Genomic DNA, 12,854 nt, shown 5'->3' on the forward strand with positions numbered 1-12,854 from the left:
CCTGGCTGTCGCGGAGCCTATGCAGGTGTGTGGGGTGGCGGGTTCAAGGCCCTCGCTGGTCGGCCCTCCGCCTGCTGAGCTGGGGTTATGTGATTCCTCGTTCCGGTTTGTGGGGTGGCCCGGGGTGACCTACACCTATTCATGCGTCGGGGGAGTAGGAACGACATGACCATGCCGATTCTCCTTGCAGACACTTGGGAAGCGGCGCCAGGGCGTTTCCCGGCGACTGTGTGCCCGAGGTTGTCCTGTCAAAGGGGGTGTGGACAATGTCCACACTTATGTCTACTTTCAGGGGCGGAGCGAGTTTGCAGCTTCATTGGGGCTCATGACGCTCGACGCCATCGAAGACGTGCTGCGTCAAGACCTGCCCGCCCCGGAGAGCCGCAACTCACGACTAACATCGGCACCGATTGTCCGGGACACGCCGTCGGCCGTAAATTGCGTCGTTAGCTCCGTTCACATGGTGGGAGCGTGCATTTTCGCGTCGTGGCCGAGCGCGGCTACTTGTGGTTTTCGTGTTTGTTCTTTGCCTTCAGAAGCCGCCGTGGCTGGTATGTATCAGGGCTACCGTCGCTTCGAAAACCTGCCCATCTCTGAGCAATGGATCTGCCACACAAATTGGGGGATCGGGAGCAATTCAGAAATTGCCTGCCGGCAAGGTAGCAACGGCCGGTGCAGCGGAAAGGCTTGCCTAGGCTGCCGACGGAGCTGGTCGTCGTCACTGCCGTGCATGCACCCCACACCGCAGGAGTGTCAGTTTGGAATCTAAGACGTCTCGAAGGCGGTGTCCAAAAAGTCGGAATTGGACTTTAGTCTGACGCCACACGCCAAGAGCGTCCTCTGTCAGATTTGGGTGTGCTCAAATCTGTGGTTGCTCTGCAACGGACGGCCGCAGCGCAATCGGCGAGTTGCGAGAGTAGGCGGCGACTATTACGGGAGACGCATCAGTTCGGGAAGGTCGCCCCCACTCCTTTCGGCTAAGGCTGGATGGTGGCCTGCAGTGCTTTCCTGAGGATGTCGATGTCCTGTTGGGTGGTGCCGCCGGAAACACCTACTCCAACTTTCTCACTTTCTGTGAGGCTGATTGGTGCGCCACCGCCGAAGGCAATGAGTTTGCTTCCTGAATTGACGGCGAGTCCATATAGTGGCTGGCCGGGCTGTACCTGGTCGGTGAGTTCCTCGGTTGGGACGTTGAAGGATGCTGCTGTGTAGGCTTTGCGGAATGCCATATCCAGGGAGTGCAGGGGTGCCCCATCCATTCTGTGCAGGAGGACAGGGTTTCCGTGGATGTCGACGATGCTGACCACAATACTCAGGCCAGCCTCTTTGGCTGCTTTTTCAGCGGCTGCGGCGATCTGCTGTGCTTCTTCGATCATGTGGATTTCCTTGCCGGGGTGGACGATTTGTAAGTAAGGGCAGGCGTGGGGACATTCGGACCCAGCAGACCTTCGTCGATCAGCTGGTTCCATAGCTCCGAGGGGATGTCCTGCTCGAGCCAGGAATAGTTTTGGTTCTGTTGTTCGAGGCTGCCTGCTCCCATGCAGATGTTGGTGATGACTGGGTGGGCTGCGGCGAACTGGGCGGCCACCGCTCCCAAGGGGACGTTGTAGCTGCGGCATACATCTTGGATAGGGCGTATCCTGGCGATGACGTCGGCGTTGGCGGGAGCGTAGTCGAAGCGGGCGTTCGGTTGGATTCCTGTGGCGAGGATGCCGGATCCGAAGATCCGGCCATTGATGACTGCGATGCCTCGTTCCCTGCATAGGGGGAGGAGTTCATGATCGGCCTGCTGATTCAGGAGGTTATACGTTCCGGCGATGAGTACGCAGTCGATATCAGCGGCGTCGGCTGCTGCAATGCAGATGTCTGTCTCGTTGACCCCGATTCCAATGGCGGAGACGACCTTCTGATCCTGCAGTGCTTGGAGTGCCCTGAATGCACCGTTCACTGCTTCATGGAACCGTTGCAGGTACTGGTTTCCGTGGGTCCACCGGTCGGTGTCATGCACGAGCAATGCGTCGAAGCGGTCGGTGCCCATTCTCTGCAGGCTGTCTTCGACCTGTTTCATGGCACCGTCGTAGGAGTAGTCATATTCCATCCGCATAGGCGGTGTTTGCAGCCAGGGTCCCGTGTCGAACGTCCCTTTAGGTGCGGGGTGGAGGGTGCGGCCTACCTTGGTAATGAGGGCGTAGTCATTCCGGTCCCGATCCATGAGCTCGTCAGCGAGCCGGTATTCGGCGAGCCCGTGGCCGTACATGGGGGCTGTGTCAAATAGGCGTACTCCGGAGTCCCAAGCATGCCTGATCAGGGAGCGCGCTGTGTCCGTGGTCATCACCTTCCCCATGTTCCCGAGAGCCACGGAGCCGAAACCTGCCAAGGAGGTGGACCAGCCAAGGCGGCCGAACTTGCGTTGTTCGGTGACGTGGAAGGGTCCCAATGCCTTTCCTCTCATTGAGCTTAGAGTCAGTGATTTATCGATGGACAAGGGGAGCCGGGAGGCGGCGACCCGTGCGATGGAGTCACCTGCGTCCCTGGTCTGACGCAGGTGACTCCCGGTTTGTGGTCTAGCGTGCGGCGCTGGTCAGCTGTTCACCCGACTTTGCCTGCGTCGCGGAAGAGCGTTCAACCAGGGCGGCGAATTCATCGCTGGACATCACGTCGGCATATTGGGCTTGGATGTTTCGCAGGGATTCCCAGTACTGGCCGTACCCTTCGGGGGTTTCCTTGTCGAATTCGGGGTTACGACCGTGGGTGTTGAGTGGTATGGCGGTGCCACTGTCCGCGACAACGATGACTTTGTAGCCCCTGTCGAAACCGTCACGAGCGGTAGTGGGCACACAGTTGGCGGTGGAGGATCCAACGATGACCAGGTACTCGGCGCGGTCCTGCATGAGATATTCGTTGAAGGCGGTGCCGTAGAAGCTGCTGTTGCGGTGCTTTTGAAACACTGGTTCGCCTTTCTGGGGTTCAAAGCCGTCCACCAGGGCGCCGTTCCATGTTCCGTGGTTGAAGGGCGAATCCGGTTCCCGCCATGAGGGGTATTTAAGCCCCCAAACGCCGAGGTCTGCTCCTTCTGGATGCATGCCCCAAAGGGACCAGATGACCTTGATCCCCTTTTGCCGAGCGAGTTCTATCAGCCTCTTGGCTGGACCGAGGGATTCAGCGCCCGAGGGTGCGCCGCCGACGCTTTCGATGTAGTCCGCGCCGTTGGGGTCCAGACAGAGGTTTTGGATGTCCAGAGCATGAACGACGGTCTTGCTTAAATCGATGGTGTCGGGAATGAAGCTGTTGGAGCGGTCAACGTACTTGTTCAGTTTGTCTTCAAAGGCGGTCATTGTCTTTTCCTCTCAGTGTGATTATTGTGTTGGCGCTGAGGCTTCGTCGGGACTGTCGCTGGCTCTTTGTTCCTGGTCATGTTTGAAGCCGGGTACCAGGTCTTCCCAGTCGTACTCCTGGACAAAGAATTCTGCGGTGCTGTAAGTCCCGTCCATGGTGTCTTTGAGGGACTTGGGGCCGACGAAACCAACCATCTTCCAGCCCATCTGGTCCTTGTTTCCCCCGTAGACGGGGTCCCCGTAGAATCCTTGGCGGACATGGAGGCAGAGGGTGTCAAAGAAGCTTTTGTCTTCGTCGGTGTTTCCTTGAAGGCGTGAGTAGTAGACCTCACTGGTTGCCAGTGAGACTGGCGCGGGCTTGGATAAGCCGCTTACCTGCTCAAGGACCTGGTCCTGTGTTTGTTCTGATGCCTCGACGAAGGATGGCGCGCGCAGTTCCCGGGCCTTTCGGTCGAGTTCACGCACACCTTCCCGGTACAGGCGCTGCATGTTGGCGTTGCGTGCCCGCGCCGCGTGAGCGTCCTTGCCCGCGAGCTGAAGGAACCCGCTGCCGTCAGCAGCAGCATAGAGGTAGTCGATGCCGGAGAGATATCTGTCGATGAAGACGATGACCCGGGCTTCCCTGGCTCCGGGATCGTGGTCGGTAGGCATGATTCGCGATGCGGCGGCTTCGACCGTGTCCCACTCATGATCCGTAAAAAACAGTTTGTCTGTTGAATCAGGATCAATGCGGATAGGGGCAATTTCCCAGTCAGCTTTTGAAACCATTTTGAGCTCCTCCTTCTAGGACTTCTTGATGGGGGACAGGGTGAGCCGTTCGCGGCGGCCCTTCATGTAGGTGTTGGCGATGTAGTCTGCGCACCGCCAGGAATGGGCCATGATGGTGAGCGTTGGGTTCACGCCCATTGCAGTGGGGAAACCCGCTCCGTCCAGAACGAAGAGGTTTTCCATGGAGTGTGCCTGGCCCCATTCGTTCAATACTGACTTGTCAGGATCGGTCCCCATCCTGACAGTGCCCTGCTGGTGGCAGGCGTTGCCCGTGAACTCGTCTCCAAGGTAAACCGGTGTGGTTTTAGTCGCTCCGGCCGCCTGAAGGATCTCAACGTTCTTGTCGATTTGCCACTTGCTCATTGCGATGTCATTGGCGTGCGGCTTGTTGGTGATCCGGGCTACAGGCATTCCCCACGCGTCTTTTACGTTGGGGTCAAGATCCACGCGGTTCGTTTCCTGTGGCATGTCCTGGAGGATGAACCCGATCTTCATCGAGTAGTTGAAGTAATCGCGGTCAGCGTCCTTCATCGCCTGACCCCACGCCGGACGTCCCGGAAGGATGGCATTGATTGCTTGACCGATTTGGGTGGTGGCGATTATTCCGCCGCCGATGTGTCCGCGGTTTTCGTCTGTTTCATAGAAGTGCGTGGAACCGCCGCTCTGGTAGTTTCCTGTCCATCCGTTCAGTGGGTCCTCGATGTCCTTATCGAAGAGGCCCACAGCGAAGATGTATTCGTGGAAGGTAGCATTCTTGCCCACGAGTCCGGAGTCGTTGGCCAAGCCATCGGGGAACCTGTTGGATGAGGACATCAGCATTAAACGTGCGGACTCGATGGCACCAAGGGAAAGGATGACCACCCGCGCTTCCTGTTCAATCTCGACCCCGTCCGGGTCGATGTAGATGACGCCGGTAGCCTTTCCGTCCTTACCCACCTTCACTTCCTTGACGTAACTGTCAGCCCGGACCTCAAGGTTGCCGGTGGCGAGTGCCTCAGGAATGTAGGTGGTGGCGACGCTGGACCGGGTAAGGGTGGGGTCCCCGTACTGGTTCCAGAAGCTTGTGCGGTTAACCGCTGGCCGTCCCAGCTTGTTGTCTTCGGTCAGATGTGACATTGGTAGCGGGAATGAGTTGATTCCCAGCTTGTTTGAACCCTCATAGAACTTTTTACCGAATTGGGTCGGTGGCAACGGCCCACTGGGGTAGGGCTTGCTTCGGAACCCCTCGCCCCGGTCTGCGCCCGTAAGTCCGGAGATTCCGTAGCTCCATTCGACTTTGGTCAGGTAGGGCTCCAGGTGCTCGTACCTGTAGGGCCAGTCAGCAAGGCTCGCTCCCTCCAGATCGCCGTGCAGGGAATGGAAGATGAAGTCCGACACCCGCGGGCGGGGCATCCATCCGGCCATGTGGCTGGTTCCGCCACCGACGTTGGAGGGGACCGGGGAGAAATTGAAGATCCGGGCTTCTGAGTTCTCGTCGCTGCGTACTGTGCGAGGCATCAGATTGACGTCCGGCCACAGATAGCTGCGGTTCTGAAATTTCAGTTCGTCACCGGAGTAGTGTTCTTCGGGCCTCAGCCAGGGGCCTTTGTCGAATCCGACCACTTTGTAGCCGGCTTCACTCAGCACTTTCACGGCAGGACCGCCGCCTGCGCCCAACCCCACGATCACCGCGTCTACCGGGTCCATTTTTCGCTTCATCGCACGAACCTTTCTGCTATTTGTTCGACATGTGCTTTCGTTTTAGGCTGACGCCCCCGGCCCGGGGTCCTGCGCCCGGGCCGAAGGCATGAGGTGCTGTGTCAGTACTTGCCGGGTCCTTTGAGGACGTTCTGGAGTACGCCCTCGTGCCAGTCGACGTTCGACTTGTCAACGACACCGGTGGGGATGCGGATGAACTGATTGACTTCTTGGTTCAGGAATTCGTGCGCGAAGAGGGTATCGATCATCCGGGTGCCCATCTCAGCACTGTTCACATCCACTGTGGCGGTGAGTTTGCCCGCCTTGATGGAATTCATTCCGGATACCAGTCCGTCAGCGCCGATGGTGATGATGCCGGATTGGCCGTCCCAGTGCTTGAGACCGCGGGCATCGATAGCTTGCGATGCGCCGAGTGCCATGTCCTCGTTTTCGCCGTAGATGGCCTTGACGTCAGGGAATTTCGTCAGGAGGTCTTGAGCTGCCGTCAGGCCTTTGTCCCGGACGTAGCCGCCGTCGGCTTCTCCAACGATCGTCATTTCAGGGTATTCAGAGATGGCTTTCTTGAAGCCCTGTTGACGGAGTTTGGTCCAGTCAGATCCCGACGGACCCATGATCTGGATTATGGAGCCTTGTCCCTTGAGCTGTTCTGCGATGTACTTTCCGGCGAGGTAACCGGACTGCCAACGGTCGTCGTAGCCGATGTTGGAGACCGTTGCGAGTCCGCCGGTCGGGTCCTCGGCCTGCGAGGGATTGGCCAGTTCTTCTGTGGAATTGAACTGGTAGAAATCGATCCCCTGGTCGGAGCCCTGCTTGTACAGGGCCTGCATTGTCGAGGCGTTGGCTGCCGAGCAGACGAATACGGCGTCGAACTGGCGTGCGATGTATCCCTGTACGATGCCGAGGGTTTCTGTGCCGGAGTGGGCGTCGTTAAGTGCGCCTTGGCGTTCCCACTTCCATTTCACGCCGAAGCGGTCCTCGTACTCTTTCATTCTGTTATGGGCGGCCTTTTCGACCTGGGTGTAGAACTCGGAGAGGATGGGAGGGGCAAAACCCACTTTGACTTCTCGACCGTTGACGATCTTCTTGACGGCGTCGTCCGGCAGGTAGTCGGTCCCGCCGCCGCTTGAGCCGGCATTGGTCCCGCCTGCCGGTGCGTTCACGGTGGTGCAGCCGCTAAGCAGGAGTCCCGCCGCCGTTGCCGTTGCTGCCAGGGCGAGGCGTGCCTTCTTGTAGCTGCGGCGGCCCGCATTCATGGGGGCTGTGTTTGAGCTCATTGTTGGTGCTTCTTTCGCTTGTAGTGTCTCTTGCGGTGGCCAAACCGTCATTTGGCCCGTTAATTAGGTCCTAGGCGGGGATGCCTTCAAGGACGAGGGCCCTGCGCTGTCGGACTATGCCGCTGACGATCGCGCTGATTCGGTTAGCCAGGACGGCGAGGATCAGAATGGCGCCGATGACAATCTTTTGATAGCTCGAGGGGACGCCGACAAGGTTGATGAGGTTTACGGTTGCTGCCAAGGTGATGGCGCCAAGGATTGCTCCTAGGATCCTTCCGCGGCCGCCGCTTAGCGCTGCCCCGCCGATTACTGCCGCGGCAATTGCTTGAATTTCATAGCCGTTTCCCAAGTCGGCCGGGACGTTGGTATTTCGTCCGGCCATGATGATGCCGGCAACGGCGGCACTGAGTCCGCTGACGATGTAAGCCTGGCTCCTTACCCGGTCGACGCGGATACCCGATTGCATCGCTCCCGTTCTGCTGCTTCCGACGGCGAAGAAGTACGTTCCGAGCCGGGTGGATCCCAGGATTCCTCCGAGGACCAGGGCGACTAGGAGGGCGATGATCATCGGCAGGGTCAGGGAACCGAGCAAGGGAGTGAGGCCGCCGATGAAGTAGAACTCGGGCACCATGTATCCGATGATCGGGACTCCTTTGGTCCAGACGTATAGGATGCCGCTGGCGAAACCGAGCATGGCCAAGGTGGCGATGAAATCCGGCAGGCCGAGCCGGGTGATCAGCAGGCCGTTCCCTATTCCGACCAGCGCTCCGGTGGCAAGGGCCGCGAGGAGTGCTGCGAAGAGCGGTAGCCCGAACCGCATGCTTGTGGCAGCGACGCCGGCACATAATGCCATGGTGGTTCCGATGGAGAGGTCGATCCCCCCAGAAATCAGGACCACGGTCATACCCATGGCAAGGATCATGACCACGAGGCTGGTGTTCAACAAGTTGTAGAGATTTGACGGTTCGAGGAAAACTGGCAGGGCGACGGCGGATACAAGGCAGATGAGGATGAGTAGTGCCAGCACTCCGAGAGTGGGGTCTACGAGAAGCCGGCTGCCGATGCGGTCCGCCAAAGAGTTTTTCTTCTCTGCTGTGGCTGCAGACGTTGACATGGTTCAGTCCTGCTTTCCTGTACCGAGCAAATGAGCTTCCTTGCTTTCCTCCGGGGCAGTCGACGCCGGACCATTCCTGCGGCGTTTCCTGATACCGCTGAGCGCAAGCTGTTGGATGCGGCGGTCAAAGACGACGCCGGCGACGATGCACAGCCCGGTTACGATGCTGAAGTACACCGGGTCTACTCCGTTAAGTCGCAGGCCCTGCTGAAGTGTGGCAAGCATGAGCCCGCCAGCCACGGCAGCCCACACGGACCCGCGGCCGCCGGCCAGACTCACTCCACCCAGCACGGCACCAGCAATGGCAACAAATTCGTAGCCGCTGCCCAGGAATGCCTGGACGGCACCTAGCCGCGATGCAAGGAGGACACCTGCGGCACCGGCAAGCACTCCGGACAGCACGAAGGTTCCGAGCCGCACCCGCTCTACGTTTACGCCGGCGACGTTCGCAGCTGAGGGCGCGATGCCTATGGCGAAAATTCGACGCCCAAAGACTGTCTTGACGAGGAAAAACTGCATGAGCACGAAGATTGCGGCTGCGATCCAGAACGCACTGGGAACGCCAAGGACGTTGCCGTAAACGATTTCAGAAAAACCTGGCGTGGTGACGCCCTGCAGGGGAACCTGTTCGGTCAGGACGATGAGTAGCCCGCCTGCAATATTTAGCGTTGCGAGGGTGACAATAAAGTCATTGATGCCGAACCGGGTGATCATTAGTCCGTTAAACAACCCAAAAGCCAGTCCAGTGCCGACTCCTGCCAGGACGGCAACCAAAGTGGGTGCTCCGTTCACAAGCGTCCACATCGTTGTCCCGGCGCTGAGCCCGGCAACGGTTCCGACTGAAAGGTCAATGCCTCCGGCGACGATCACAACGGCCACGCCGACGGTGAGCAGAAGGATGGGGATGGCGTTGTTGATGTAGTCCCGCACGCTCCCCGGGGTGAGGAAAACTGGCGACATGATCTGGAAGATGATGACGACAATAACCAGCGCAATGGCTATCGGGACGCCGTTGACCGAAAGGATTCGGGAAGCGGTCTTCTGGAAGTTCATGACTCGGTCCTGCCTGCAGAGATTGCGAGGATACGGTTTTTGACTGCTTCGAACTGACCGGAAAGGAGAGCATGAGGGACGTTTTCCACTGAACCCACCAGGCGGCCCTTTTTCATGATGACGACCCTGTGACTCAACTCCAGAAGCTCGGCAAGCTCGGAGGCGATGACAATAGCTGCACCGCCATTGGCGGCGAACTCCCGAATCAGGTTATGCACTTCGACTTTGGCGGAGACGTCAATACCTTGGGTGGGTTCATCGAAGATTAGAAGGTCCGGATTGGTGTTCAAGCAACGGGCCACAATTGCCTTCTGCTGGTTGCCGCCACTGAGGTTTCGGATCTTCTCGTTAACATCGGAGGTCTTGATGCCAAGGCGGCCACGGTAGGTTTCTGCCTGAGAGGCTTCGTCCTTGTTTTTGATGACGAAGCCGAACTGTGAAACCTGGTCAAGGCTTGAGATGGAGATATTTTCCGCCACCGAGAGTTCCGGGAGAATACCGAGCTGTTTCCGGTCTTCAGGCAGCATCGCCAGGCCTTTTCGATAGGCGGCGCTTGAATCCCTGAATTTGACCTGCTTGCCGTGCAGATGCACCGTTCCGCTGGTGATCTTGTCGATGCCCATGATGGCGCGGGCAAGTTCCGTTCTGCCAGCCCCGGCAAGGCCGGATATTCCTAGGACTTCGCCTTTACGTACCGTGAGGGAAATGTCACGCAGGATGAAGCTGCGGTTGACGTTGTCGAGCCGTAGGACCTCCCTGGCGGATTCGTCATCGCTTTCCGACAGGGCTGGTGGATTCGACGCGGCTCCGAATTCCCCGGCCGCAATGCCGAACATGAGGCCAAGCAAATCATCCACTGTCGTGTCGGCGACGGTGACTGTGCCCACGCGGCGTCCGTCACGGAATACCGTTGCGGTGTCGGCCAGGCCGTAAAGCTCCTCGAGGTGGTGGGTAACCCAGATCAGGGAGACCCCTTTTTCGCGCAGCCGGCGCATATGTTCGAAGAGATTGCGGCGTTCCTCTTCTTCCAGCCCGGAGGTCGGCTCATCGAGAATCAGCAGCCTGGTATCGAAGGCCAGGGCCTTGACGATCTCTACCACCCGCTTTTTTAGCGCTCCGAACTCGCCGACGGGCAATTTAAGGTCTTCCGGCGAAAGCCCGAACTCAGACGCCAGTTTCCGGACGCGTTCCTCCATGTGGCGGCGGTTCAGTTTTACCTTCATTCCCAGGAACCGGGAGTTGATCTCACGGCCCAAAAAGATGTTGTCGAGGGTCGTAAGTGCTGGAACGAGGGAGAGTTCCTGGTGGATGGTGTTGATTCCTCGTCCGAGTGCATCGCTGGGGCGCTGAAGCTCCAGCGGTTCGCCCGACAGAGTGATGGTCCCGGCGTCCGGGGTTGTGAGGCCGGACAGGATGTTGATCAGCGTTGATTTACCTGCTCCGTTGCCGCCGAGCAGAGCGTGGATTTCCGCCGGGCGCACCTGAAGCCCTACTTCATCCAGGGCTGTGACGCCTTGGTAGTGCTTGCTGACTCCTTCAGCACTCAGTAGGAAGCCATCACCGTTGGGGCTTGGTTGTTCTGTCACGCGTGGGCTCCTTCTCATCCTTGAAAACAGAGTTGTTGCGATTCCCCCGAGAGTGATGCAAGTCACGTGTAAACAATATAGCCGGGTCTAACAACAAAAAGCAATGGGCCCCTTCCATTACGCCAAGTTGGATCTGCGCTGGGGCTCCAGGGTCCCACGCATGGGGGACAGCCCTTGGAAATCCAGGTGGCTCTGGCAAATACAAGGCTCGAATGAGTTCTACTGCAGACGCGTCTAGCGGCACTCGAGGGAGATGGGGTCTCACTGGCAGGGCGGCAGTAGGGTTTAAGTTGTTACTAACGACGATTCAGCGATGTAGGCCTAGGCGGCCTTACTGCGGGAGCGGTAGAAGCGGTAGCTGGTTTACTCCCCCGTGATCGGGATGGAATCAGCGGATGCGGAACCGGCAGCAGCTGGTATGCAGGTACTCGTCCCCCGGCATCAGGACAATAGAGGGAATCTTGAAGACGTTGAGTCCGGAACCCGCTGGGGCTCAAGACATAGTATCTATGGTCCAGCCCGGGCCGGTTCGGTACCTGGAGGAGGACGATGCGTCGAAGCCCAAGACGACGTTGTCCTGCGTTCCGCTTCTATCAGGCACCTGGAGCTCGATGAGCCGGGCGCCGTAGCTGCTAACGGTCATGGTAATGCCGTTGATGTTCCAAACAGTGAACGCTCGGGAATCCAATTGGTGTTCCTCCTAGCCGGAGCTTTCCAGGGAACGGCCAGCCTCTATCGTTGCTACGCCTGCAGGGTCGGCAAGGATTGCGGCGAAGGCAAGCTCAGCTGCGCCCACCATGAGGATGTCTGCCCCCAATTCGGGCCGACAGATGTGTACATCGCTCCAGGCTGCAGGGAGGGCCTCCTGTGCCACGACTTTGTGAAGCCGCTCCGGGTTAAGTGCGTAGAGTGATCCGAGGAAGCCTCCGAGCACGACCAGACGAGGGTTAAGGACGTTTATCGCGCCACCGAGCGCCACCCCGAGAAAATCCAGCTGTCGGTTGGCCTCAGAACGCACCGCAAGGGACGATGAGGCCAGTAAAGCCTGCTCGAATTCGTCGACGTCTGCTGAAGCCAGGCCCAACACTTCGAGCAGCCGCTCCCGTGTGACCTCCGACTCCAACGTCCCGCGTGCTCCCGCGCTATCGGGGTGGCCGTTGCTGCGCACGCGAATATGTCCTAGCTCGCCTGCATAACCACTCGTTCCCCCAAGCGCTACACCGCCTGAAATAACACCGCCACCGACACCGCTGGCTCCGCCATTTAGGTAAACCATGTCTTGAACACCGCGACCGGCGCCGAAAGTGCGCTCAGCAAGCGCACCAAGGCTGGCGTCATTCGCGGCCGAGGTGGGATATCCTGTCGCTCCTGCCAGCATCTCGGTGACAGGTTCATCCTTCCAGCCCAAGTGGGGCGCAAGCCGGACGATCCCGTCGTGGTGTGATACCAAGCCGGGAACGGCGACTCCTATGCCGGCGATTCGTGTATCGTCCTGAAGCCCTCCCTTGATGCCCGCAATGATGGCCGCAGCGATGTTTACTGCCTCCTTCGCCGTGGGTGGACCTTCGGTGCGGTATCGGATCCGGTTCTGGACTCTTCCGCCCATGCCCACGATCCCGACAGTAACGGCGTCCAGTTCGGGATTAACGGCGACTGCTATGGTGCCGGAATTGGAGCGGACAACGGAGCTTGGCCGACCCACCTGCGTTGTGGCCTCCGCAGCGGATTCAATCACCAATCCCAGTTGGGAAAGTTCACCCACCAGGGCGGCGACGGTGGAGCGGTTGAGCCCCGTTCTGCGGGTTATCGCGGTCCGGGGAAGGCTTCCGGCGTGATGCACCATGGTAAGGATGGTGGACAGGTTGTGTTGTCGCACGCTATCCAGATTGTTGCCCGTTCTTGAAACGGTTGGGCTGGTCCCTGGTTCGCTCCGGAAAGGTACCTTCGTCGTTAGCAGAACGTCAGCCGAAGATGGTCGCGACGATTTTTCCATGGAACAACGTCCTTTCCAGCGTGCACAAAGGCC

General features: G+C 58.9%; 10 protein-coding genes. All 10 read right to left on the reverse strand.

Annotation, left to right across the window (positions count from 1 at the left end):
- Nucleotides 1–977: 977 nt before the first annotated feature.
- The 10 genes from AC5RVY_RS09445 to AC5RVY_RS09490 all read right to left on the reverse strand — a co-directional run bounded on the left by AC5RVY_RS09445 (nucleotide 978) and on the right by AC5RVY_RS09490 (nucleotide 12,821).
- A complete protein-coding gene (locus tag AC5RVY_RS09445) occupies nucleotides 978–1,376 on the reverse strand; it encodes a GlcG/HbpS family heme-binding protein (RefSeq protein ID WP_493954449.1) in 399 nt (132 codons plus the stop codon).
- Complete coding sequence (locus tag AC5RVY_RS09450) at nucleotides 1,373–2,452, reverse strand: aldo/keto reductase (RefSeq protein ID WP_493954450.1); 1,080 nt, start codon at nucleotides 2,450–2,452, stop codon at nucleotides 1,373–1,375. The genes AC5RVY_RS09445 and AC5RVY_RS09450 overlap by 4 nt, the downstream gene beginning before the upstream one ends.
- Before the next feature lie 112 nt (nucleotides 2,453–2,564).
- Nucleotides 2,565–3,335, reverse strand: coding sequence for a cysteine hydrolase family protein (locus AC5RVY_RS09455; protein WP_493954451.1), 771 nt, complete (start codon nucleotides 3,333–3,335; stop codon nucleotides 2,565–2,567).
- 21 nt (nucleotides 3,336–3,356) lie between these two features.
- Nucleotides 3,357–4,103: a gluconate 2-dehydrogenase subunit 3 family protein gene (locus AC5RVY_RS09460; protein WP_493954452.1), complete on the reverse strand. Its 747-nt coding sequence runs from the start codon at nucleotides 4,101–4,103 to the stop codon at nucleotides 3,357–3,359.
- Nucleotides 4,104–4,118: 15 nt separating this feature from the next.
- Complete coding sequence (locus tag AC5RVY_RS09465) at nucleotides 4,119–5,801, reverse strand: GMC family oxidoreductase (protein WP_493954453.1); 1,683 nt, start codon at nucleotides 5,799–5,801, stop codon at nucleotides 4,119–4,121.
- Between the two features lie 101 nt (nucleotides 5,802–5,902).
- Nucleotides 5,903–7,075, reverse strand: a complete 1,173-nt coding sequence (locus AC5RVY_RS09470) for a sugar ABC transporter substrate-binding protein (protein ID WP_493954454.1) — start codon at nucleotides 7,073–7,075, stop codon at nucleotides 5,903–5,905.
- 70 nt (nucleotides 7,076–7,145) lie between these two features.
- Nucleotides 7,146–8,189, reverse strand: coding sequence for an ABC transporter permease (locus tag AC5RVY_RS09475; RefSeq protein WP_493954455.1), 1,044 nt, complete (start codon nucleotides 8,187–8,189; stop codon nucleotides 7,146–7,148).
- Between the two features lie 3 nt (nucleotides 8,190–8,192).
- A complete protein-coding gene (locus AC5RVY_RS09480; protein ID WP_493954456.1) occupies nucleotides 8,193–9,242 on the reverse strand; it encodes an ABC transporter permease in 1,050 nt (349 codons plus the stop codon).
- Nucleotides 9,239–10,828 carry a sugar ABC transporter ATP-binding protein gene (locus AC5RVY_RS09485; protein ID WP_493954457.1) on the reverse strand — a complete coding sequence of 530 codons (1,590 nt, stop codon included), beginning with the start codon at nucleotides 10,826–10,828 and terminating at the stop codon, nucleotides 9,239–9,241. Before AC5RVY_RS09485 ends, AC5RVY_RS09480 begins: the two co-directional genes overlap by 4 nt.
- 700 nt (nucleotides 10,829–11,528) lie before the next feature.
- Entirely contained in the window at nucleotides 11,529–12,821 is a 1,293-nt protein-coding gene (locus AC5RVY_RS09490) for an ROK family protein (protein WP_493954458.1), read from the reverse strand.
- Between the last annotated feature and the right edge of the window lie 33 nt (nucleotides 12,822–12,854).

The sequence above is a fragment of the Arthrobacter sp. Ha26 genome, from assembly GCF_059091705.1.

Excerpts from the sequence above, each read along its gene's own strand:
- AC5RVY_RS09445 (WP_493954449.1), bottom strand. The coding sequence starts at position 1,376 with ATGATCGAAGAAGCACAGCAGATCGCCGCAGCCGCTGAAAAAGCAGCC.
- AC5RVY_RS09450 (WP_493954450.1), bottom strand. The coding sequence starts at position 2,452 with ATGAGAGGAAAGGCATTGGGACCCTTCCACGTCACCGAACAACGCAAG.
- AC5RVY_RS09455 (WP_493954451.1), bottom strand. The coding sequence starts at position 3,335 with ATGACCGCCTTTGAAGACAAACTGAACAAGTACGTTGACCGCTCCAAC.
- AC5RVY_RS09460 (WP_493954452.1), bottom strand. The coding sequence starts at position 4,103 with ATGGTTTCAAAAGCTGACTGGGAAATTGCCCCTATCCGCATTGATCCT.
- AC5RVY_RS09465 (WP_493954453.1), bottom strand. The coding sequence starts at position 5,801 with ATGAAGCGAAAAATGGACCCGGTAGACGCGGTGATCGTGGGGTTGGGC.
- AC5RVY_RS09470 (WP_493954454.1), bottom strand. The coding sequence starts at position 7,075 with ATGAGCTCAAACACAGCCCCCATGAATGCGGGCCGCCGCAGCTACAAG.
- AC5RVY_RS09475 (WP_493954455.1), bottom strand. The coding sequence starts at position 8,189 with ATGTCAACGTCTGCAGCCACAGCAGAGAAGAAAAACTCTTTGGCGGAC.
- AC5RVY_RS09480 (WP_493954456.1), bottom strand. The coding sequence starts at position 9,242 with ATGAACTTCCAGAAGACCGCTTCCCGAATCCTTTCGGTCAACGGCGTC.
- AC5RVY_RS09490 (WP_493954458.1), bottom strand. The coding sequence starts at position 12,821 with ATGGAAAAATCGTCGCGACCATCTTCGGCTGACGTTCTGCTAACGACG.